The sequence below is a fragment of the Candidatus Blochmannia sp. SNP genome, assembly GCF_036549215.1.
Taxonomy (GTDB): Bacteria; Pseudomonadota; Gammaproteobacteria; order Enterobacterales; family Enterobacteriaceae; genus Blochmanniella.
In genome coordinates this window covers 489,527-513,822 of the sequence record NZ_CP144371.1, presented here as the reverse complement: position 1 = coordinate 513,822, position 24,296 = coordinate 489,527, and the positions used below count along the sequence as shown (strand labels likewise).

The 24,296-nt window shown below is 27.6% G+C and carries 21 protein-coding genes; 15 read left to right on the top strand and 6 right to left on the bottom strand.

Features of this window, described 5'->3' with window-relative positions:
* Nucleotides 1-786, top strand: a complete 786-nt coding sequence (gene ybgF / locus VOI34_RS02140) for a tol-pal system protein YbgF (RefSeq protein WP_331828230.1) — start codon at nucleotides 1-3, stop codon at nucleotides 784-786.
* A 431-nt stretch (nucleotides 787-1,217) separates the two neighbouring features.
* On the opposite strand, the gene pgl is transcribed toward ybgF, so the two are convergent.
* Entirely contained in the window at nucleotides 1,218-2,231 is a 1,014-nt protein-coding gene (gene pgl, locus VOI34_RS02135; RefSeq protein WP_331828229.1) for a 6-phosphogluconolactonase, read from the bottom strand.
* Nucleotides 2,232-2,531: 300 nt separating this feature from the next.
* Between pgl and gpmA the strand changes: the two genes are divergently transcribed.
* Both gpmA and VOI34_RS02125 read left to right on the top strand, forming a co-directional pair.
* Nucleotides 2,532-3,233 (top strand): 2,3-diphosphoglycerate-dependent phosphoglycerate mutase, encoded by a 702-nt coding sequence (gene gpmA, locus VOI34_RS02130; protein WP_331828228.1) that lies wholly within the window; start codon nucleotides 2,532-2,534, stop codon nucleotides 3,231-3,233.
* Between the two features lie 249 nt (nucleotides 3,234-3,482).
* Nucleotides 3,483-4,193, top strand: coding sequence for a Bax inhibitor-1/YccA family protein (locus VOI34_RS02125; RefSeq protein ID WP_331828227.1), 711 nt, complete (start codon nucleotides 3,483-3,485; stop codon nucleotides 4,191-4,193).
* Nucleotides 4,194-4,302: 109 nt separating this feature from the next.
* Here VOI34_RS02125 and ychF read toward each other — a convergent pair whose 3' ends face one another.
* From ychF to lolB, 5 genes are all read right to left on the bottom strand, one after another.
* Nucleotides 4,303-5,379, bottom strand: a complete 1,077-nt coding sequence (gene ychF, locus VOI34_RS02120) for a redox-regulated ATPase YchF (RefSeq protein ID WP_331828226.1) — start codon at nucleotides 5,377-5,379, stop codon at nucleotides 4,303-4,305.
* A 92-nt stretch (nucleotides 5,380-5,471) separates the two neighbouring features.
* Nucleotides 5,472-6,062 (bottom strand): aminoacyl-tRNA hydrolase, encoded by a 591-nt coding sequence (gene pth, locus VOI34_RS02115; protein ID WP_331828225.1) that lies wholly within the window; start codon nucleotides 6,060-6,062, stop codon nucleotides 5,472-5,474.
* Nucleotides 6,063-6,283: 221 nt separating this feature from the next.
* The gene (locus VOI34_RS02110) at nucleotides 6,284-7,231 is read right to left on the bottom strand and encodes a ribose-phosphate pyrophosphokinase (protein ID WP_331828731.1); all 948 of its coding nucleotides are present in this window, start codon (nucleotides 7,229-7,231) and stop codon (nucleotides 6,284-6,286) included.
* 83 nt (nucleotides 7,232-7,314) lie between these two features.
* On the bottom strand, nucleotides 7,315-8,190 hold the full coding sequence (ispE, locus tag VOI34_RS02105; RefSeq protein WP_331828224.1) for a 4-(cytidine 5'-diphospho)-2-C-methyl-D-erythritol kinase: 876 nt from the start codon (nucleotides 8,188-8,190) through the stop codon (nucleotides 7,315-7,317).
* Entirely contained in the window at nucleotides 8,187-8,804 is a 618-nt protein-coding gene (lolB, locus tag VOI34_RS02100) for a lipoprotein insertase outer membrane protein LolB (protein WP_331828223.1), read from the bottom strand. The genes ispE and lolB overlap by 4 nt, the downstream gene beginning before the upstream one ends.
* A 684-nt stretch (nucleotides 8,805-9,488) precedes the next feature.
* On the opposite strand from lolB, the gene prfA reads away from it, so the two are divergent.
* The 12 genes from prfA to sufB all read left to right on the top strand — a co-directional run bounded on the left by prfA (nucleotide 9,489) and on the right by sufB (nucleotide 24,282).
* Nucleotides 9,489-10,574, top strand: a complete 1,086-nt coding sequence (prfA, locus tag VOI34_RS02095) for a peptide chain release factor 1 (protein WP_331828222.1) — start codon at nucleotides 9,489-9,491, stop codon at nucleotides 10,572-10,574.
* Entirely contained in the window at nucleotides 10,571-11,413 is an 843-nt protein-coding gene (gene prmC, locus VOI34_RS02090) for a peptide chain release factor N(5)-glutamine methyltransferase (protein ID WP_331828221.1), read from the top strand. Before prfA ends, prmC begins: the two co-directional genes overlap by 4 nt.
* Before the next feature lie 196 nt (nucleotides 11,414-11,609).
* A complete protein-coding gene (kdsA, locus tag VOI34_RS02085) occupies nucleotides 11,610-12,443 on the top strand; it encodes a 3-deoxy-8-phosphooctulonate synthase (protein ID WP_331828220.1) in 834 nt (277 codons plus the stop codon).
* Between the two features lie 1,305 nt (nucleotides 12,444-13,748).
* The gene (gene thrS, locus VOI34_RS02080; protein ID WP_331828219.1) at nucleotides 13,749-15,680 is read left to right on the top strand and encodes a threonine--tRNA ligase; all 1,932 of its coding nucleotides are present in this window, start codon (nucleotides 13,749-13,751) and stop codon (nucleotides 15,678-15,680) included.
* A gap of 6 nt (nucleotides 15,681-15,686) precedes the next feature.
* Nucleotides 15,687-16,226: a translation initiation factor IF-3 gene (gene infC / locus VOI34_RS02075; protein ID WP_331828730.1), complete on the top strand. Its 540-nt coding sequence runs from the start codon at nucleotides 15,687-15,689 to the stop codon at nucleotides 16,224-16,226.
* A gap of 100 nt (nucleotides 16,227-16,326) precedes the next feature.
* Nucleotides 16,327-16,524 carry a 50S ribosomal protein L35 gene (gene rpmI / locus VOI34_RS02070; RefSeq protein ID WP_331828218.1) on the top strand — a complete coding sequence of 66 codons (198 nt, stop codon included), beginning with the start codon at nucleotides 16,327-16,329 and terminating at the stop codon, nucleotides 16,522-16,524.
* An 80-nt stretch (nucleotides 16,525-16,604) separates the two neighbouring features.
* Complete coding sequence (gene rplT, locus VOI34_RS02065; protein WP_331828217.1) at nucleotides 16,605-16,952, top strand: 50S ribosomal protein L20; 348 nt, start codon at nucleotides 16,605-16,607, stop codon at nucleotides 16,950-16,952.
* A gap of 263 nt (nucleotides 16,953-17,215) precedes the next feature.
* Entirely contained in the window at nucleotides 17,216-18,208 is a 993-nt protein-coding gene (gene pheS, locus VOI34_RS02060; protein WP_331828216.1) for a phenylalanine--tRNA ligase subunit alpha, read from the top strand.
* Nucleotides 18,209-18,223: 15 nt separating this feature from the next.
* Entirely contained in the window at nucleotides 18,224-20,614 is a 2,391-nt protein-coding gene (pheT, locus tag VOI34_RS02055; protein ID WP_331828215.1) for a phenylalanine--tRNA ligase subunit beta, read from the top strand.
* A 361-nt stretch (nucleotides 20,615-20,975) separates the two neighbouring features.
* On the top strand, nucleotides 20,976-21,992 hold the full coding sequence (locus tag VOI34_RS02050; RefSeq protein WP_331828214.1) for a lipoate--protein ligase: 1,017 nt from the start codon (nucleotides 20,976-20,978) through the stop codon (nucleotides 21,990-21,992).
* Nucleotides 21,993-22,387: 395 nt separating this feature from the next.
* Nucleotides 22,388-22,768, top strand: coding sequence for a Fe-S cluster assembly scaffold SufA (sufA, locus tag VOI34_RS02045; protein WP_331828213.1), 381 nt, complete (start codon nucleotides 22,388-22,390; stop codon nucleotides 22,766-22,768).
* Between the two features lie 35 nt (nucleotides 22,769-22,803).
* Nucleotides 22,804-24,282 carry a Fe-S cluster assembly protein SufB gene (sufB, locus tag VOI34_RS02040; RefSeq protein ID WP_443092754.1) on the top strand — a complete coding sequence of 493 codons (1,479 nt, stop codon included), beginning with the start codon at nucleotides 22,804-22,806 and terminating at the stop codon, nucleotides 24,280-24,282.
* The last annotated feature ends 14 nt before the right edge of the window (nucleotides 24,283-24,296 follow it).

The window sequence follows — 24,296 nt, the reverse complement described above, 5'->3', positions numbered from 1 at the left end:
ATGAAATTATTACCATTTTTATCTAAATTACACATAGGTATCATGCTGATCACTGGATATTTTGATATTACAAATCATAATATTATCTATGCCAAAGAAACAAGCAATAAAACATATAAAAATCAAAGTATTAATCAATTACATCAAATATCCGATGTTCACAGTCAATGCTTAATTCAAATACAACAACAATTAGGCGAAAATCAACAAGATATTGATACATTGCGTGGATATATTCAAGATATGCAACATCATATATCAGAAATTATAAATAATCAAAACGAATTATGTCAAAAAATAAATAATATCTTAAAACAACATAACAATACGCATTATTATAATAATGATTCTGATAAATTATCCATTAACTCAAACACCGAAAAACATAAAGAAATTAATAATACAACAATAATTGATGCAGATACTGCTTATAAAAAAGCAGTATTATTAGTATTAGAAAAAAAACAATACAATCAAGCAATAGAAGCTTTTCAAAATTTTATAAAAAATTATCCAAAATCAATTTATCAATCTAATTCTCATTACTGGCTAGGACAACTTTATTATAATAAAGGAAATAAAGATGATGCTTCTTATTATTTTGCTTTAGTAGTAAAAAATTATCCTAAATCAATAAAAGCATCAGACGCATTATTAAAAATTGGTATCATCATGCAAGAAACAGAACAAAAAGATAAAGCTAAAGTAATATATAGACAAGTAGGTAAATTATACCCTAATAGTGATGCAGCTAAACAAGCTCAAAAACGTCTAATACATTTATAACGCAATAACACACATTATATTAATATCAAATATTATATAGAAATTATATAATCTTAATTATACGATCACAAACAAACAATAATTGAATTAATTAGCATTAAATGCTACTAAATAACAATAAAATAATATAAAAAATAATAAAGAAATCCAAAACTATCTACAACTATCATGATACTTATAGTAATAATACAGAACGAAATCTATTTAAAATCATAACTATAAACCCCATTTTACCTTTAAGTATAAACCCTTACTTAGTAAAGCACCTATAATTAAATCTTATTATATTATTCATATCCATTCTTTTTATAAGAAAAATATGAATTCAAACAACCACAATAATATAAATGATTATTAATCACAATAATTCCTATACTCTTATGTAATAGAATTACATAAAAATGTTTCATAATATCACTAATTTTCTATATTCATTCATAAAAAGGCACTATATTAACCCACATAGGACCTTTTCCTGATAAATAACGAGATAATATAATTAATTTTCCATTATTCATATCAATTTGATACAAAGAAATATAATTTGATTTTTGACCTGCAACAACCAAAAATTCTCCTTTATAATCAATTGCAAATCCGCGCGGCTGTTCCTCAGTAAATTGATGATTAACAAATTTTAATTTTTTTATGTCTTTTGACACTTCAAAACAACTAATGATATTAGCAGCTCTATCAGAACAATATAACCAACGACCATTAGGAGTCATATGTATATCAGCTGCCCAACATCGTTCAAATTTTACATCTTTAGGTAATATACTTATTGTTTGCACAATACTTGCAATTTTTTGTAAATTATCATATTTGATGACATCAACAGTACTTGTTAATTCATTAATTATATACGCACAATAACTAAAATCATGAAAAATCATATGACGAGGGCCAGAACCAATATTAGTTTTAATAATACATGGATTATCTGGTGTTAAAATGCCAAACGAATTTATTTTAAATAACCTAATAGAATGTTCCTGTAAACATGGAACCCAAAGTGAATCTGCACATTTCTTATCTATATTAGCAGAATGACAACCTAACAAACCTTCTACAATTTGTACAGGACGATGTCCAAGTATCCCTGACCCGCCTATAGGAATAACGCTTACTGTGTTATTCCTATAGGATGTACAATACAAAAATTTACCTTGTTCATCACTAATCAAATGAGTAGGACTACTGAATAATGCGATTGTTCCAACATCTGTCAACAACCCCTTCTGACTTATACGATAAGTAGTAATTCCAAAATTAGGACGCACTCCAACATATAAAAATTGTTTATTAGGGTGCACTGCTATAGGATGGGCGCCTCCAAGAGTAGATATTACCTGAACTAATTCTAATAGTCCATGAACATCATCCAATTTCCAAACATAAATTTGTTGACTTTCCGGACTTGCTACATAAACAATTTGCATCATACATTCATTCATTTTTATAATAATATGTTACATATAAACTATAAAATCATATCTCTTATTGTATCATATACATATGTAAAACTTATAAAGTCATGTTATTATTTATATAATTTAAAGAGAAATTATTATTTCTAACTATTCTAAAAAATATTGTTAACATATGCATATATTACTATGCATTAAGTAACTTAATTATCAAGAGTTATCTCAATATTACACATACTAATAACATAGCCAATATGAAGCAAGCAGTGTATAATTTATTTACATGTTTATGAATAAAAATAAGAGAATGAAATTATGAATATCACTAAACTTGTTCTTATAAGACATGGAGAAAGTCAATGGAACAAAGAAAATCGATTTACTGGATGGGTTGATATAGATTTGTCAGAAAAAGGACGTACTGAGGCGCAATGTGCTGGTCAAACATTAAAAAAAAATAAATTTTTTTTTAATTACGGATATACTTCAGTATTAAAACGAGCAATTCACACTCTATGGATTATACTAGATCAACTAGATCAAGCGTGGTTACCAATTGAAAAATCTTGGAGACTAAATGAACGACATTATGGGACACTGCAAGGATTGAATAAAGACGAAGCCGTAAAAAAATACGGCTATGAAACAATTCAAAAATGGCGTCGTAGTTTTGATGTCGTTCCTCCGAATATTTGTGAACACAACCAATTTATTGCAACAAATGATAACCGCTACCATGATATAAATACTAACGAATTATCTAAAGGTGAAAGTTTAGCGCTAACTTTAAATAGAGTAATCCCGTATTGGAACAATTCTATATTTCCTCATATTAAAAATAATAAAAATCTTATCATTGTTGCCCATGGCAATTCTATACGCGCTATAATAAAATTTTTAAATAATTTAAACGAATCAGAAATATTTCAAATTAATGTCCCAACTGGTGTTCCATTAATATATGAATTCGATAAAAATACAAATCTCATTCAATATTACTATTTAAACAACCATTAAATAATAATATTGAATTATACATTAATCTTAATTAAACAAATATACTATGCCATATTCAATGTTTATTAGAGGCAAACCAATCACAATAACATTCGTACTTCTAAGATGTACATGTTATTATGTATAAAATTTAATTTTTAATTCGTTTTTAAAATAATGTTATGCAACATTTTGTTGCTCACATGATTCGCTTACGATATAATTTATAAAAGTGTTTTATATTTCAATTATTTTTTGAAGGTGATGAGTATGGATCGATTTACCCGTTTTCAAAATACAGTATCGGAACGAGCTAATAATGTAATCCAACCATATATCGCACAAGTATTTGGTTGGATGTCTTGTGGATTATTGTTAACTGCTTTTGTTGCTTGGTACGCTTCTAGGACGCCAGCAATACTTCAGTTACTTTTTTCTAATCAAATAATATTTTTCAGTTTAATTATTGGCCAATTAGCATTGGTATTTGTTCTATCTGGGATGGTATCACGATTAAATGGTTCTCTAGCTACTACATTATTTATGCTATATTCCATGCTAACAGGATTAACTTTATCCAGCATATTTATACTATATACTACATCTTCTATATCTAGCGCATTTGTAGTAACATCTGGTATGTTCGGAGTTATGACATTATATGGGTATACTACTAAGCAGGATTTAAGTAGTTTTAGTAATTTATCATTTATGGCATTAATTGGAATAATATTAGCTTCAATAGTTAATATATGGTTAAAAAATACAGCTTTAATGTGGTTAATTACATACGTTGGAGTGATAATTTTTGTTGGTTTAACTGCATACGATACTCAAAAGCTAAAATCTATAGGAGCTTCTTTATCTATAGACAATCAAGATCAGTTTCGTAAATATTCAATTATAGGCGCATTAACTTTATACCTAGATTTCATTAATTTATTTTTAATGATAGTTCGTATTTTTGGAAACCGACGTTAATTCTAGAGTACATAATTGGCACATTTTTATTTAAATTTACTGTATACTATAGTATACAGTAAATTTAAATAAAAATGTGCCAATTATGTACTACTTACTATATATCACATTACATTTTAAACAAAAACTTTAATATATCTCCGTCCTCTACACAATAATCCTTCCCCTCATAATATATTTTACCAGCTCTCTTTGCTCCTAATTCTCCGTTATAAATAATAAAATCATTAAACTTAATAACTCGAACACTAATAAAACCCTTTTTAAAATCACTATGTACTTTTTTAGCTGCTTCCAACGCGGTAGTTCCAATAACGCATATCCAAGCTCGTGTCATGTTTAAATTAATAGTGAAAAAAGTACACAAATTCAACACAGAAAAAATAATATTATTTATATCATGTAATACACATTCTTTCTGTTCCATAGTAACTTCAGTGTAATTATTTTTGCTCTTTAATAAAGACAACATTGCGCAACACGAAACTAATGGTGCTTGTTCATTAGATGCTAATGCACTCAGCCTATTTAAATAAATATTGTTTATAAGAGATTTTTCATCAATATTAGCAACATAAATAATTGGCTTAACAGTTAAAAGATTAAGCTTTTCAATATTTATTTTTTCTATATTAGAAAACTGTATTTTTCTTAAAAAAACACCATTATATAAACAATCTAAACATTTTTTTAATAAAAATAACTGTTGTTTATTACTGGCATCAATAACCTTACACTTTTTTTGCAAAGCACAAACACTTTGTTCACACTGAAAAATATCAAACAAAATCAATTCAGTATTAACAATACTAACATCTCTACAAGGATCTATATCATTAAAAACATGAATAATTTGATTATTATCAAAACACCGCACCACATGACACAACACTTTTGTTGCACGAATATGATTTAAAACTTGAACACCCATTCCAACCCCTTGAGCAGCACCTTTTATTAAGCCAGCAACATCTATAAATCTTACTGAGCCATGCACTATTTTACGTGATGGAAAAATATCCGTTAACTGATATATACGTGAATCAGGTATATAAACTATAGATATATTAGGTTGAATAGTACAAAAAGGGAAATTATCTACTTTAGCAGATACATGAGTTAATAAACTAAACAATGTAGACTTTCCTACATTAGGCAAGCCAATTATACCACAATCAATTTGCATAATACTTGAATAATTAAAATTAAACAAAATATAATAAATACTATCATTAATATTTTATAAAAATTAGTAAAATTTCCTAAATAAATATTTCTCTAAATATCAGATTTATAAGAATGCAATTGATTCATAACTTTAATAAATTTTTTAGTCACTATACTTTCAGTATGTAATAATGCTTCATTAATTGCGCTATCAATTCTAAATTTCTCATAAACAGATGGTCTATTTAACACAAAATTAATCACTTTGGTTTTTTTACCAGGATGACCTATGCCAATACGTAATCGATAAAAATTAAATTTATTATTTAATCTAGTAACAATATCTCTTAATCCATTATGACTATCATTAATGTTTTTACCTAATTTAATACGTACTACGCCTGGTGGTAAATCAAGCTCATCATGCGCTACCAATATTTCTTCTACGTATAATTGATAAAAATCAACACATTTAGATATTGAAATCCCATTATTATTCATATATGAATCTGGTATTAATAAATACACAACATTATTTTTTAATTTCAATTTCCCGATATACCCACATAATATATCGCTTTTACTCAGCATTACTCTGTATTTTTTAGCCAACAATTCAACATATTTAGAACCAAAATTATGCCTAGTATTAAAATAACTCACTCCAACATTACCCAAACCAGCAATAAGTTTAATAGTCATCTTTTGCGCACAAATTATTATGTAGTCTTATAAATTAATATTTATTCAACAATTATTATTAATATTATTAAATAACTAACACAATTACTAATTAAAATACAAATATAAATATTTTCTTAAAACTATTTTACACTTCCTTTTACTGAAGATTAACAACCCTTCTTATAGCCATTTTAAAATACTAGCAGAATACATTAAAGTGAAAATATATTAAAATTCATTTAATGCTCAAACATAGCAGAAATAGATTCCTCATTACTAATACGACGAATTGTCTCAGCAAGCATACCAGATAAAGTTAATGCGCGCACATTAGGTAAAGATTTTATTTTTGGTTTTAATGGAATAGTGTCACAAACAATAATCTCATCGATCATAGAATTTTGAATATTCTCATAAGCATTACCAGAAAAAATTGGATGAGTAGTATAAGCAAACACCCGGCAAGCCCCTTTCTCTTTTAAAACATCTGCGGCTTTACATAATGTCCCGCCAGTATCAATCATATCATCTACCAATATACAATCACGATTGCATACGTCTCCAATAATATGCATAATTTGAGAAATATTAGCACGGGATCTTCGTTTATCTATAATTGCCATATCAGTATCATTAAGTAATTTTGCGATGGCGCGAGCGCGTATTACCCCTCCAATATCTGGAGATACTACAATAGGATTATTAAAATTTTGTTGCATCATATCTTCTAATAAGATCGGACTTCCAAACACATTATCCACTGGTACATCAAAAAATCCCTGTATTTGTTCAGCATGTAGATCTACTGTCAAAATACGATCTACTCCTACACTAGACAAAAAATTTGCTACAACTCTAGAAGTAATAGGTACTCTAGAAGAGCGTACCCTTCTATCTTGACGAGCATAACCAAAATAAGGAATTACGGCAGTAATCCTAGCAGCCGATGCACGTCTTAATGCGTCCACCATAACAATCAATTCCATTAAATTATCATTTGTCGGAGCGCAAGTAGATTGAATAATAAATACATCTCCACCACGTACATTCTCATTAATTTGAACGCTTACTTCACCATCACTAAAACGACCGACAGAAGCCTTTCCAAGATTAGTGTATAGTCTATTAGCAATACACCGAGCTAACTCTGGAATAGCATTTCCAGTAAAAAGTTTCATATTAGAAATATCTCATAGTTTTATATTCAATAATATTATTAACGCCCCGAGTTATATAATAATATAACAACATTTATTAACGAAATAAAAATTTATAATACTAATGTATTATATTTTAATAATTTTTGATGTAACGGAGACAAATTTATTCCTCGTGTTACAATACTTTTCATCCATGATGGCAAGTAACTTTGAACTTGATAAGCAAGATTTTCGGTATTAAATTCAGAAAAAATACACGAACCTGTCCCTGTAATTCGTGTAAATGCGTATTGTGATAAATGCTTAAAATATATTTTTATTTCAGGAAATATTTCTTTTACAATTTCTTCGAAATCATTACTAAAAGACAAAGATAATAACTCTCGCATTGAACGATATGGAGAATAAAAACGACTTTTTAATTTATACATTTGAAAAATCGCCGCAGTGCTGATACTAATCGGTGGGATAACAAGAAGATACCACTTTTCAGGTATAAAAACTGGTGTAAGCACATCGCCAATTCCTTCAGCAAATGATGAATACCCATATATAAACACTGGTACATCAGATCCTAACATCAAACCTAAACGCATTAAAATATTTTTATTCAAGTAACAACGCCATTTCTGATTAAGTATCATTAAAACAGTTGCAGCATTAGAAGAAGCACCACCTAAACCAGATCCGATAGGTAACACTTTATTAAGAAAAATATCTGCACCAAGAGAAGATTTTTTATCAGGCCAACAATAATGTTGTAACAACTTTGCCGCGCGCACAATCAAATTATCGCGATGCATTATTAAACCATTCATCTCAGTAAACAATCTAATTCTTCCACTGTCTGTTACTAATACTTCGATACTATCACCATAATCAATAAATTGAAACAAAGTCTGTAAGCAATGGTAATCACTTGCACAATACCCAGTAATATACAGAAACAAATTAAGTTTTCCTGGAGATGGCCATTGATAATTCATCGTATATTCCAGTTATTTATTATCAACCTAATATAATATTGGTCATAATATACATCTAAAACTTTAGGTAAAATTGGTATGCTATTAGCATAGTAATGGCGATAATATATAGATATGTTTTTATTCTTATAACGATAATTTATATGAGATAAACAACCGATAGAATTTAAATTATATTCTGCGTTGCTATTAGGTAATCCGAGAAGCCATTGTTGTAACTGTTCTATAAAATAACTAATATCTACAAACCATTTTTGAATTTCATTTTTTAAATCATTATTTTGATGGAATATATTACTTAAGATAGAAACAACTCCGTTTTCCACAGATATAGAAATTATAGTTAATCCAAAAACATTAAATAACTTTATATAGCAATGGTTATTATCTTTAGTCCAAATAAATGGAACATACCCCTTTCTTTGATTGTTAATCGTATAAATAACAGCTCCTTGCGCTTGATAATTAAGCATGTGGGATATTAATTTCTTATGATTATTCCACATATACGCTACTAATTTGTTTTCATGCAAACTAAAATTATGATAATGAACGCAAGAAACACAAATAAAAACAGCTATTCCAAACAATCGAAAACATATATGTCGATACATCTAAATATTAAATTTTAAAAAGTCTTTATGTAAAATGCAGATTTAATTTATTACATGTATATTAATACTGTATTTTTCATATAATCATTTACCTATTAATCATAAATAAAACTTTTAATTATATTAAATATTAATTCAATCTAATATTTAAACAGATGCTTAATAATAGCACACGATATATAATTAATTTATTAAACTTTTATACTTCAATATTTTCTTTCTTAAACATTTATTGAAACATACTATATAACATCAATTTTTATTATAAAAAACCATAATAATAAAATGTTAAATTAAATAATAAAATTTATACTACTTTAATAACTTTAATATGTATACATATACAAGTGTAGTCCTTAATAAAAATATTTGTAGGCTATCTAAATAAATAGAGATTTGATTACTATATATCTAAAAAATAAAACTCTTTAAATTTTTTTCATAAACATATACATATATGATATCATTCATTGGTATTAATTATTTTAATATTACTTATAATAAATATACGATACTTATTCAGGTTTATATCTGAATATAATTAAAATGAAATTTATTTCATAAAAATATGGCCACAAAATATTATTTAAACAAAACAATGCAAATTTCAATTATACTGATAATTATCAATATCAATAATTTTCATATAAATAAAAAATGTGTATCACTCTAACATAAACATATATGAACCCTGCTATCACTAAAAAACTAATAGTATTACAAGAACGTTTCAATATATTAGAAAAATTACTCAATGAACCTGATATTATTTGTGATAAAGAACGTTTTTGTGTTTTATCTAAGGAACATGCACGCTTATCTGAAATAGTTATTTGTTTTAAACGTTGGTTAAATATGCAACGAGAAATAACTAACATCAAAGAAATGCTTTCAGATACAGATATGCATGATATTGCGCAAGATGAATTAAAAGAATTTTATTTAAATCAGAATAATCTTGAGCAAAATTTAAAAATACTATTGTTACCTACAGACCCTAATGATAAATTAGGTTGTTTTATAGAATTGCGCGCTGGCACTGGTGGAAAAGAAGCAGCAATTTTCGCAGGAGAATTATTCCGAATGTATGCTCGTTATTCAGAGGTGCGTCGATGGAAAATAGAAATTATCAATGCTACTTATGGCGAATACGGTGGTTATAAAGAAATAATTGCAAAAATTCCTGACAAAGGAACATATGGGCAGTTAAAGTTCGAATCTGGAGGACATCGTGTACAAAGAGTACCTCACACTGAATCTCAAGGTCGAATTCATACTTCAACTTGCACAATCGCTGTAATTCCAGTAATACCAAATATTAAACTTCCTAGTATTAATCCGAATGACTTAAGAATCGATACTTTTAGATCGTCAGGGGCAGGAGGACAACATGTAAACACCACTGATTCAGCAATTCGTATTACCCATATACCAAGCGGGTTAGTTGTAGAATGCCAGGACGAACGATCACAGCATAAAAATAAAGCTAAAGCATTATCAGTACTGGGCTCTAGATTACATGCTATTGAAATGAAACGGCGACAAAAAGAAGTGTCATGCACTCGACGTAACTTACTAGGTACTGGAGATCGATCTGATCGCATCCGTACATATAATTTCCAACAAGGTCGTATTACTGACCATCGTATTTCTTTTACATCATACAAACTAAATGATATAATGAATGGAAATTTAGATATTTTGATGCAATCAATAGTCGATAAGCATCAAGCTAATCAACTTGATAAACTATTAGAGTCAGAACAATGACATGGGATCAGTGGTTATATTGGGCTACTTTAAATCTAAAAAAATCTATAAGTCCAAAAAGAGACGCTGAAATTATTTTAGAAAAAGTTATAAATAAACCTCGTGCCCAACTGTTAGGATTTGGAGAAACTGTATTAAAGTATGATACTATCATTAAACTAAAATCTTTAATTTATCGTAGAAAAAAAGGAGAACCTATAGCCTATATAATTGGTTCAAAGGAATTCTGGTCCTTAAATTTTAAAGTAGCTCCAGGTGTATTTATTCCTAGATCAGACACTGAATGCTTAGTAAAACAGGTTCTTGACCTACTACATACGCCTACCAATAAATTAAATGTTTTAGATCTTGGAACTGGAGTAGGAACAATAGCTTTAGCTCTTTCATCAGAAAGACCAAATTGGAATATTACAGGAGTAGACTTCCAGAAGCAAGCATTATTTATTGCTTGCCAAAATAAAATTTTTCTCAATTTAAAAAACGTAAAATTTATATATGGAAACTGGTTTAAATATTTAGTAAGGAAAAAATTTAATCTTATTGTCAGTAATCCGCCATATATCGCTAAACATGATTCATGTCTAAGAATTAGAGACATGAATTTTGAACCTAAAAATGCATTAATATCAGAACAATCAGGTTTAGCAGATTTAACAATAATTTGTAAGCTTTCTACTCAACATTTACATCAAAATGGATGGCTGTTTCTAGAGCATGGCTGGAATCAAGGAAAATATATACGAACATTATTTTATAAATTTGGATTTACTCATATCCATACAATACGTGATTATCATCATTACGAACGTGTAACATATGGGCAATGGATATCCCACTAAATATTATATATATAACACATATATCTTATTTACTACAAAAATACGATTTTGAGCAACTAAATTTATAAAAAACTAAAAATAAATTATTAAATTTAAATTTAAAAAATGAAGTGTATAAATATATAATAGAACGTATTTAATTTAAATCTAAATTAATACTGTACATTTGAAATTAAAACATTTGGAAATGCAATACATGCGACAATTAACAGTTGATATTATCGATATAAAAGTATCAAATAATTTACCGTTAGTACTATTTGGAGGAATGAACGTTTTAGAGTCACGAGACGTAGTTATGAAAGTTTGTGAACATTATGCTCACATAACTCAAAAATTAAATATACCTTACATATTTAAAGCATCTTTCGACAAAGCAAACCGTTCATCAATTGACTCATATCGTGGGCCAGGATTAGAAAAGGGTTTACGCTTATTTCAGGAATTAAAAAAAATGTTCGGAGTTAAGATTATGACTGACGTACATGAAATTAATCAAGCACATATTGCATCAGAAGTAGTAGATGTATTACAAATTCCAGCATTTTTAGCGCGTCAAACAGATTTAATTGAATCTGTAGCAAAAACTGGAATGGCAATGAACATAAAAAAACCACAATATATGAGTCCAACACAAATAGTACATATTGTTAATAAATGTCGTTCATTTAAAAATAACAAGATAATTTTATGCGAACGAGGTACTTTATTTGGATATGATAACTTAATAGTAGATATGTTAGGATTTAACATAATGAATCACATTTCTCAAGGTTGTCCAATAATAGTAGATGTTTCACATTCTTTACAAAAACGTGATCCTTTAAGTTCTTCTTCCGGAGGAAGAAATCCACAGATTTATGATATAGCTAGAGCCAGTACAGCAGTAGGTATAGCTGGATTATTTCTTGAAGCGCACCCAAATCCAAATTATGCTAAATGCGATGGGCCTTCTGCATTACCCTTAAATAAACTAGAACATTTTTTAAAACAAATGAAAGCTATCGATGAACTAATAAAATCATTTTAAGAATTACATCCCTATATTAAATAATAATAACCAGATAACATTATTTAAACTAAAAAATTAATTGTAAATTAACCCAATTTTAATCTAATTAAAAATTATTGCAAGTCAAAAAACAACACCACGATAATACTTATGAAAAATGCACAGTATCATAAGTTCAATATGATTAAAAACAAACATTCATAACATCTTAAAAAATAAATTTTAATCCTACATCGAGATCAATAACGAATACAAAAACATAATTATACAACAGTCATTAATTTAAGTTACTTAAATTGCTACAAAAAATCTATCACAATTAATATTGATGGATATCAAGATCACGTTTTCTAACATTATAAAACAAATTTACATTACCATACATACATATTTTGAAATGTCTGTTAATTTTAACAAACATTACAAGAGATATATTTTATATAATAAAAATGTTTATAACACTAAACAATAGTACTACGTCAATATAGACATTAAAATTACATAATATAATTTGAAATAAAAATTAAAATAAAAAATATAAAAATATAATCAAAGTTGTATTTATATATTAATACTTTCAAATAAAGAACAAACACGCACTCATATTTTATCTCTTACATAAAAAAAAATAAATTACAGCTCAAATATAACAACACCAATTACTATAAATATTATTTTGTCTATAAATTCTATAGCGTTCTATTGTCAAATGATTCAAGATTTAAATATTTTTATATCTAATACAAATTTCAATCAAGAATTACAAACTTTAAAAATTAAATTTAATTAATAATCAATTATTAAAATTGAAACTGATTTAGATAAAAAAACAATCCCTACACCCTCAAAATAATAAAAATCATAAAAATTATTTTAAATAAATTTATTGCACAAATAATTACAATGCCACTTAATAATAACTACTTAATATAACATAAAAATAATTTAACCGAATATTTATCCGAATATCGGATATTATAAAATAAAAACCATATTAATTAAATTGAATATAATTTTCACATTTATACTTCTTACACAATATAATAATATGCTAGAATTGTTTAGTTTTATATCAAAATAAATAATAAACTTATTACAATTATCAACGATAATTACAATCTTATGTAAGATTTTCAATTATTTAACTCATAATAGATATCGCTTATATATAAAATAAAATAAAAATATGATAAGGTGCGTGATACTTGATGATTCTACATTATAAAATGATATACGATGAAAAAATTAAAAAATAAACTTAAAAATTTAATATCTTATACGATAAAACACGTATAAGATATTAACAATATACGGGAATCATCAATGCTTGTAATCATTTCAAATAACGGAAATAAATATCAATATAATCATCCAGTATCTCCTTTACAAATTGCTAAAGATACGGATTCGACATTATCTAAAAATTGTATAGCTGCACGAGTAAATGGAAAAATTATTGATATTACAGATTTAATATATCACGATTCAACATTAGAATTTATCAATGCAGAAGACAATATAGGATTAAATATAATTCGCCATTCTTGCGCACATTTATTAGGGTATGCTATAAAACAGTTATGGCCCGTAACCAAAATGGCGCTTGGTTCAGTAATAAACACAGAATTTTATTATGATATAGATCTTGATTATCGTCTTACTAATAACGACTTAATAACTCTAGAAAAACACATGATTCTTCTTGCTAATAAGAATTACAATATCATAAAAAAAAGCGTTACTTGGATGCAAGCCAAAAAAATTTTCTTATCCCTTGGAGAAACATACAAAGTCTCTTTGCTCAATGAGCATATTAATCCAACTGAACATATTAAATTATATTATCATAAAAAATATATAGATATGTGTCGCGGACCACATGTACCTAATATTAGTTTTTGTAGAAATTTTAAATTATATAAGATTTCTACATCTTATTGGCGTGGAAATAGTAAAAATAAAAAACTACAACGTATTTATGGTTTTACTTGGGCTAACAAACAGCAATTTGAAATGTCAAAATATAATACATTACAAAATCCTAAAAAACATGATCACCGTAACCTTGCTAAACAATTACACTTATATCACATACAAAAAGAAGCTTCCGGCATGATATTTTGGCATGAAAATGGATGGATTTTATTACAAGAATTAAAAAAAATTATACGAACACAACTTAAAATATATAAATACCAAGAAGTTAAAAGTCCTATTATGATTGATCAAGCGTTATGGAAAAAAACTGGCCATTGGGATAATTATCATGAACACATATTTACTACTTCTTCAGAAAATCATGAGTATTGCGTTAAACCAATGAATTGTCCAGGACATATTCAAATTTTTAATCAAGACATTAGATCTTATAAAGATTTGCCTTATCGTATTGCTGAATTTGGAAATTGCCACAGAAATGAACCATCTGGATCTTTACATGGATTATTAAGAACACGAGAATTCACCCAAGATGACGGCCACATTTTCTGCGCAAAAACACAAATATTCGATGAATTAAACCACTGTATTAAAATGATGTATGATGTATATAATATATTCGGATTTAAAACAATTTTAGTAAAACTATCCACTCGTCCAAAAAAACGGATTGGAACAGATTCAATATGGGATACAGCAGAACAATATTTATCTACTGCACTTCAGAATAATAATATCTCATTTCAATATCAACCTAATGATGGTGCATTTTATGGTCCTAAAATAGAATTTATTTTACTCGATTCTTTTGATAGAACTTGGCAATGTGGTACAATACAGCTAGATTTTTCTTTACCAAATTTACTAAATGCACGCTATATAGACCATAAGAATAATCGCGTAGCTCCCGTAATAATTCACAGAGCGATCCTTGGTTCCATGGAACGATTTATTGGTTTAATTACAGAAGAATATGCAGGATTTTTTCCGACATGGTTAGCCCCAATACAAGTTGTCCTGATTAATGTCACTAATCAACAATCTGAATATGTTTCTATTATAGAAAAAAAACTAATAAATAAAAAAATAAGAACAAAAGTAGACTTGAGAAATGAAAAAATAGGATTTAAAATTCGCTATTATACTTTACAACGTGTACCTTATATGCTGATTTGTGGTAATAAAGAAATAAATCAAAATACAGTAGCCATACGTACTTATCGTGGTAAAAAGTTAAATAACTATAATATTGATGTATTTATAAAAAAATTACTATATGAAATTAACAATTATAGTTTTCATCAAATGGAGGAATAACATATTATTAAATCAGGAAAAAAAATACAATCAATACGATTGAATCGTATCAATAGAGAAATTAATGCTCACAAGGTCCGTCTAACTGGAGTAGACGGAAAACAAATTGGCGTAGTTAGTTTACATGAAGCACTTAAGCAATCTGAAGATATTGGTCTTGATTTAGTTGAAGTCAGTCCTAATTCTGATCCACCTGTATGTAGAATTATGAACTATGGTAAGTTTCTGTATGAAAAAAATAAATCTACAAAAGAACAAAAGAAAAAGCAAAAGGTGATTCATGTTAAAGAAATAAAATTCAGACCAGCTACCGATGAAGGAGATTATCAAATTAAATTACGTAATTTAATTAAATTTATTAACGAAGGAGACAAAGTAAAGATAACTTTGCGCTTTAGAGGAGGTGAATTAATTCACCATCAACTCGGTACAAAAATGTTACACCGTATACGCAATGAATTAAATGAATTAACAACAGTAGAATTTTTATCCAATAAAATTGAAGGACGTCAAATGACCATGATTTTAAATCCAAAAAAAAAATAATAGGCCACTAAAATCAAAAAACTGAATAATAATTATATTATTTACATATTATAGCGTTTTAAAAACATACAGTTTAAAAAAGAACTATCGAGACTGATTTATGCCTAAAATTAAAACACTTCAAGCAGCTAGTAAACGATTTAAAATAACAGCTTTGGGAAAATATAAATATAAACACGCTCATATGCGACATATTTTAACTAAAAAATCTACCAAACATAAACGCCATTTACGTCAAAAATCTATACTCCCTAAAATTTATCTAACTACGATTATGAGATGCTTACCATATATATAGAATAATCTAATTTGACTTATTATTAAAATTATTTTAAATATCATGCCACATCCGTTTGCATTATTAGGAGAATAATACATATGACACGAGTCAAAAATAGTGTAGTGGCACGTGCTCGCCATAAAAAAATATTAAAACAAGCATCAGGTTACTATGGCGCTAGATCTCGTACTTATCGTGTTGCCTATCAATCAGTAATAAAATCTGGACAATATTCTTATCGGGATCGTCGCCAGAAGAAACGTTTGTTTCGTAGATTATGGATTAATCGCATCAATGCTGCATCGCGAGCATGTGGTATTTCTTATAATTATTTAATAAATGGATTGCACAAATCTAATGTTTATATTAACAGAAAAATGCTTGCTGATATAGCTATTTACGATAAAGAAACATTTTCTGTTTTAGTCGACAAGGCAAAAAATTGATTTATAATCATCTGTATTTTATTACAGTATAAATGCAATTTAACTAAACATTATAAATTTTTACTATTCCATTCAGTAATAGTAGTAGTAGTAGTAGTTTTTTTTGAATAATCCAAATAAAACTAGCATGAATAAATAATTATATATATATATATAATTTCTTCAAATTCCTATTTATACACAATCATGTGTTACATAATGTTAATTAAATTTAATTATAAATAACGCATATACACAGCTAATTATAGCACAAGGATTTATATATGTCATTAGATCTTATACATAAACTAGTTATGGAAGCACAATCAGCCATAATACAATCTAATAGCATAAATACTTTAGAATTAATACGTATTAAATTTTTAGGTAAAAAGGGATACTTAAATCAACAAATTAAAACTCTTAATAATTATTCATTAGATGTACGACCTAAATTAGGTACAGCTATTAATCAAGCAAAAAAAGATATATATACATTATTCATTGAACGACAAAATATTTTAAAATCAAAAAATATAAGAAAAACCTTAACTACTGATACGCTAGATGTCACTTTACCAGGACGTTTATCAGATATAGGCACACATCACCCAATAACAAGTACCATAAAACGTATGAAGCTTTTTTTTAACGCTTTAGGATTTTCTATAACACACGGACCAGAAATTGACGATGATTATTTTAATTTTGATGCGCTAAATATTCCCATATACCACCCTTCCCGAGACGAACACGACACCTTTTGGTTTGATGAAAAACGATTACTTCGCACACATACTTCTGGTATTCAAATACGTACTATGGCTAACACAAGTCCTCCGATTCGGATCATTTCTTTTGGACGAGTATATCGTAAAGATTATGATCAAAATCACACACCTATGTTCCATCAAATGGAAGGTTTAATGATAGATTATAACATTAATTTATGTCACCTAAAAAAAATATTATATGACTTTTTATATAATTTTTTTGGAAAAAAAATTTCTTTACGTTTCAGACCATCTTATTTCCCATTTACAGAACCATCTGCAGAAATAGATGTAATAGATCAAAAAACAGGAAATTGGTTAGAACTATTAGGATGTGGTATGATACATCCTAAGATTTTACACCAAGCAAATATTAATACAAAAAAGTTTTCAGGATTCGCTTTCGGAATAGGAGTAGAACGACTAACAATGTTGCTTTACAATATCAACGATATACGTATTTTTTTTAAAAATGATTTACAATTTCTTAATCAATTTCAATAATGTAGAGATGTTATAATGAAATTTAGTGAGATGTGGATACGAGAATGGACAAACCCATCTATTAGTAGCATCAAATTAGTTAATCAATTGACTATGGCTGGATTTAAGGTTAATGAAGTAAAGCCTGTTTCTAATATTTTTTATGGAGTAGTTATTGGTGAAATCGTAGAATGTAAAATACATCCAAACTTCAATAATGTATGGATAACAAAAGTAAACGACGGTAGTAATAAATTATTGAATATTGTTTGTGATGCTGCTAATTGTCGTGAAAATATTCGAACAGTGATTGCTAATGTAGGATCAATATTACCAAATGGACATAAAGTTAAACTAACTATTATACGAGGACAACAATCAGAAGGAATGCTATGTACTTTTTCAGCATTAGGAATAATGCATCACGCAGTAGGTATAATAGAATTACCTACTGATGCGCCTATTGGGCAAGACTTCTATAATTATTTACACCTTAATGATAATATCTTTGAAATAAATGTTACTCCTAATAGAGGAGATTGTCTTAATATCATCGGAATTTCCAGAGAAATAGCAGCTATCAATCACCTCAAATTAAAAAAAATAAAAATAAATTCAATTACACCAACAATTAATGAAACCATTCCAATTTCTATTGAAGTTCCTGATGCATGTCCACAATTTCTAGGAAGAATTTTAAAAAACATTCATATTACTGTTCCTACACCCTTATGGATAACAGAAAAACTACGCCGTTGTGGAATCTGTTCAGTAAATGTAGTAACTGATATTGCTAATTATGTATTACTAGAACTGGGACATCCAGTTTATATTATTGATTATGAAAAAATTGAAGGTAACATAATACGCATACGGTTCTCACAAATCGGAGAAACATTAAGTCTCTCTAATAACAATAATTTAAAATTATTTCCCAATACAATAGTAATCTCTGATTTCAAAAAACCATTATCAATAGCTGGAATAACTATTCCTAATCAATATTGCATTTGCTCCAACACCTGTCACATCATGTTACAATCTGCTTTTTTTAAACCATCTACTATCGCAAGTCAATCTAAATTATATCATATGCACGATCTTTTTTCCTTTCGTTATGCAAGAGGAGTTGATCCAAGCATATCTAAATTAGCTTTAGATCGCGTTACATCATTATTATTAAAAATCTGTGGCGGTTATCCCGGTCCAATAATAAGCATAATAAATAATGATATATTACCGAAACCAACCAATATTATATTAAATCGTACCAAATTAAACAAAATTCTTGGGTTCAATATCCTGGATAAAGAAATCACACATATTCTAACACGACTTGGCTTTAAAACTGAATTTTTAAATAAGACTTGGAAAGTACTAACGCCAACTTGGCGTTTTGATATTTCTATAGAAGAAAATTTAATTGCAGAAATAATACGTATTAATGGATACAACAATATCCCTAATATTTTTATTCCTACGAAATTAATAACAAATTATAACCCTACCTCAACTATATCATTATCAAGGATAAAAAATCTATTAATAGATCGTGGTTATCAAGAAATAATAACATATAGTTTCGTAAATCCTAACATTCAAAAATTATTGCACCCACAACAAGATCCATTAATTTTAAAAAATCCAATTACATTAGATATGTCTACTATGAGGCTATCTTTATGGCCTGGATTAATCAAATCAGTGGTTTATAATCAAAATAGACAACAAAAACAAGTTAAATTATTTGAAAGCGGTATGTGCTTTATCCCAAAAAAAACTGCTGAAAACCAAGTATATCAAAATTTTATGATAGCTGGAATACGATCTGGTTTTAGATTTAATGAACATTGGGATTTAACAGAACATCCAGTAGATTTTTACGATATAAAAGGAGATGTAGAATCACTACTAAATATAACCAATAAATTAAGTTATGTAAAATTTAAAAAATATACACATCCCGCGCTACATTCTGGACAAAGCGCAGCGATTTATTTAAATAATGTATGTATTGGATATATTGGGATGATTCATCCTGCTATACAAGCGAAATTAAATTTACGATTACACACACTAGTATTTGAATTGTCATGGAATATGATTTCTCGACCCACATTATCTAAAATTACTACCGTTTCTAAATTTCCAAAAAATTACCGTGATATTTCTATAATAGTACCGGACAATATTTCTGCAGAATCTGTTATTACTGAATGTAAAAAAATTGCTCATCAAGATCAATTAGTTGAAATCAAGTTATCTGATGTCTATAAAGGACAAGGTATACCAAAAGGTTTTAAAAGTTTTACTATTAAACTATTTTTACAAAGTAAAACCCATACTTTAAAAGAAGAAGAAATTTCTGATATTGTTAATAAATGCTCAACAATTTTAATAAAACGTTTTCATGGCACCTTAAGATAAGAGCAAATATCATCTTGTAATTACATAAATCCTATTAAATATTACCAACAGAACAGTAAATACATAAAATAAACTAAAAATTATTTTAAATAAATTTTATAAAAAATAAGCATAAGTATTCTAATTTTTCAATTACACAATTTTTAACAAAAAGTTTCATGTGAACTATTTAAGTAAACATATTAAATTTATAAAAAATTAAAAAACGTATATAAAGTTATTCCAATACTAATCATTCAATAAAAAATAATCTAAAGAATTTACTATTATTAATAATAATATAGTACTCTATTTACATCTATGCATATAGACATACAAAAAATTCATATATCAAATATTAAACCCTGATGAAGGAAGATTTATGTGTTATTTAAGATTATTGTTATCTAACTCTTATGATCCATGGTTTAATTTATCACTCGAAGAATATATGTTTAAAAACATATCTAAAAAACAATCTATACTATTTTTATGGAGAAATCAAAACACAGTGGTAATAGGACGCGCTCAAAATGCATGGAAAGAATGTAACACTCGCCGTATGGAACGAGATGGAATCAAATTAGCTAGAAGAAGTAGTGGAGGTGGCGCTGTATTTCATGACTTAGGTAATACTTGTTTTACTTTTATATCCACTCAGGAACATTATGACAAAAACTTATCCACCAATATAGTTTTAAATGGATTGAATCGTATTGGAATTAAAGCTATCTTCTCTGGAAGAAATGATCTTGTCATCAATACAACAAAAGGAGAACGTAAAATTAGTGGTTCTGCATATCGTGAAAAACCTGGATGTCAATTTCATCACGGGACATTACTCTTAAATGTCGATATTGCCAAGCTTACTTATTATCTTAATCCAGATCTTAAAAAATTGGAGACTAAAGGAATTACCTCTATTCGATCTCGTGTTGCTAATTTAAATAAATTAAAACCTGATATTAATCATGAAGAAGTATGTCAAGGATTAACAGAGGCATTTTTCGAGCATTACAAAATGAGAGCAACACCAGAAATATTCTCTATAGATAATTTTTATCATATGCCAGGATTTTCTGATCAATTCAACAAACAACGTGATTGGAACTGGAATTTTGGCAATACTCCTATATTTACACATCAACTAGACACCCATTTTGATTGGGGCAATGTAACATTACATTTTAATATAAAACATGGAATAATTGATTGCTGTCATATTTTTACCGATTGTTTAGAGCCAGATCCTTTAGAAATGTTAGAAAAAAAACTAATAGGTATCACATATAATACTAAAAGTATTTCATATTGTTGCAAACAATGGATAAAAAACTGGCCTCAACATAAAAAAGAATTATTAGAAGCTTCTGATTGGTTAATTAAGAATATATCATAATTTATTATTAGTTTTTATGTTGATCTTCATTATTAACTAATATATTTATTAATTTTTTAATATGATTAGATATGTTCATATCTACTGATTATAATAAAATTATATACAATATAACTTCATTGATCTTACAAAAGAGATCATATTATTATATATACTCGTATATATAATAATATGATCTCTAAAACGAATTATATTTACTGTTCGAAAGTATAAAAATTGATTTAAAACACTAATTAAAAAATTAAATCTATGCTGTTTATAAAAATTATGTTATATGATGACATAATACAGTATATAAATAAATCATATAATATATGAAAATATTTTACGATTATAAATATCTAATACAAAAAATAATAAAAATATTACATAGTAAATTTAAAAGGTAATTTATAATGAAAAATAACATCAAACAAAATACACGTTATATAGTTAAAAACCATGTTTCCTGGAGTGGTCTAACCTTAACTGATGCAGCAGTACGGCAAATTCTTCATGTAAAAAATAAAGATCCTGATATATTAGGATTAAAAATAACCATAAAAAAATCAGGGTGCGCGGGGTTTACATATATTATGTCTAAAGTTGTATCATTAAATGATAATAACCTAATTTTTGAACGTGATGGAGCTAAATTATTTATACCATTGGATATAATGCCATTTATCGATGGAACTGAATTAGATTATGTAGAAGAAGGATTAAATCATATGTTCAAATTTAATAATCCTCAAGCTCAATATTCTTGTGGATGCGGTGAAAGTTTTGGGATTTAAAGACAGGTATTATCATGATACACAATAACTTTAACATATACAACGATACTAATAAAAGCTTAACCAAAAATAACGATTCATATTATAAAGAAGGTTTTTTTACTACATTAAACAATGAAGAACTCAAACAAGGTATTAACGAAAATGTAGTATATGCTATTTCAAAAAAAAGATCAGAACCAAAATGGATGTTAGAATTTAGACTTGCAGGTTATCATGCCTGGTCTAATATGAAAGAACCGCATTGGTTAAAAGGACATTATCAAAAAATTGACTATAATGCATATAGTTATTTTTCTGCTCCAGCATGTGTCGAAAATAAAAAAAATCAAAAAACACAAAAAAATGCAAATCCTCTTTTAAATAAATCAAAATACTTGACCAAAGAAGTAAAGAAAACCTTTAATAAACTAGGTATACCAATACATGAAAAAGGAAATGTAGCAGTTGACGCTATTTTTGATTCAGTTTCTGTATCTACTACATTTCGTACTACTTTACTAAAAAAAGGCATTATTTTTTGCTCATTTTACGACGCCATTCGTGACTATCCAGATTTAGTACGTCAATACTTAGGAACTGTAGTATCTTTTAAAGATAATTTTTTTGCTGCACTCAATGCTGCAGTTGTATCTGATGGTACGTTCGTATATATTCCCAAAAATGTACGTTGTCCTATGGAATTATCAACTTACTTTCGTATGAATTCTAAAAAAACTGGACAATTCGAACGCACTATTTTAATTGCCGATACAGGTAGTTATGTTAGTTACATTGAGGGATGTTCAGCTCCAATACACAACAGTCATCAACTTCATGCGGCAGTTGTAGAAGTTATCGTACTAAAAGACGCCCAAGTAAAATATTCAACAGTACAAAACTGGTTTTCTGGTAATCAACGTTCTCAAGGTGGGATCTTAAACTTCGTTACTAAACGAGCATTATGCGCTGGAGAAAATTCTAAAATGTCTTGGACTCAATCTGAGTCTGGTTCCGCCATTACTTGGAAATATCCAAGTGTAATCTTAAAAGGAAATAATTCTATTGGAGAATTTTTTTCCGTTGCTATTACTAATGGTATACAACAAGCAGATACCGGAACAAAAATGATTCATATTGGAAAAAATACACATTCAACCATTATTTCAAAAGGAATTGCTCTTGGAAATAGTCAAAATACTTATCGAGGATTAGTAAAAATTGCAAAAACTGCTTCAAATGCACGTAATTTTACACAATGCGATTCAATGTTGATAGGTAAACAATGCGGTTCTCATACATTTCCAATAATCGAATCAAATAATAATAGTACACAACTAGAACACGAAGCTACAACTTCACGAATCAGCGATAATCAACTGTTTTATTGTAGACAACGAGGTATTAATGAAGATGATGCAATCTCCATGATTGTAAATGGATTTTGTAAAGATATATTTTCTAAATTACCTTTAGAATTTTCTATAGAAGCACAAAAATTGCTGGCAATCACTCTAGAACACAGTGTTGGATAAAATTTTTATTTTAA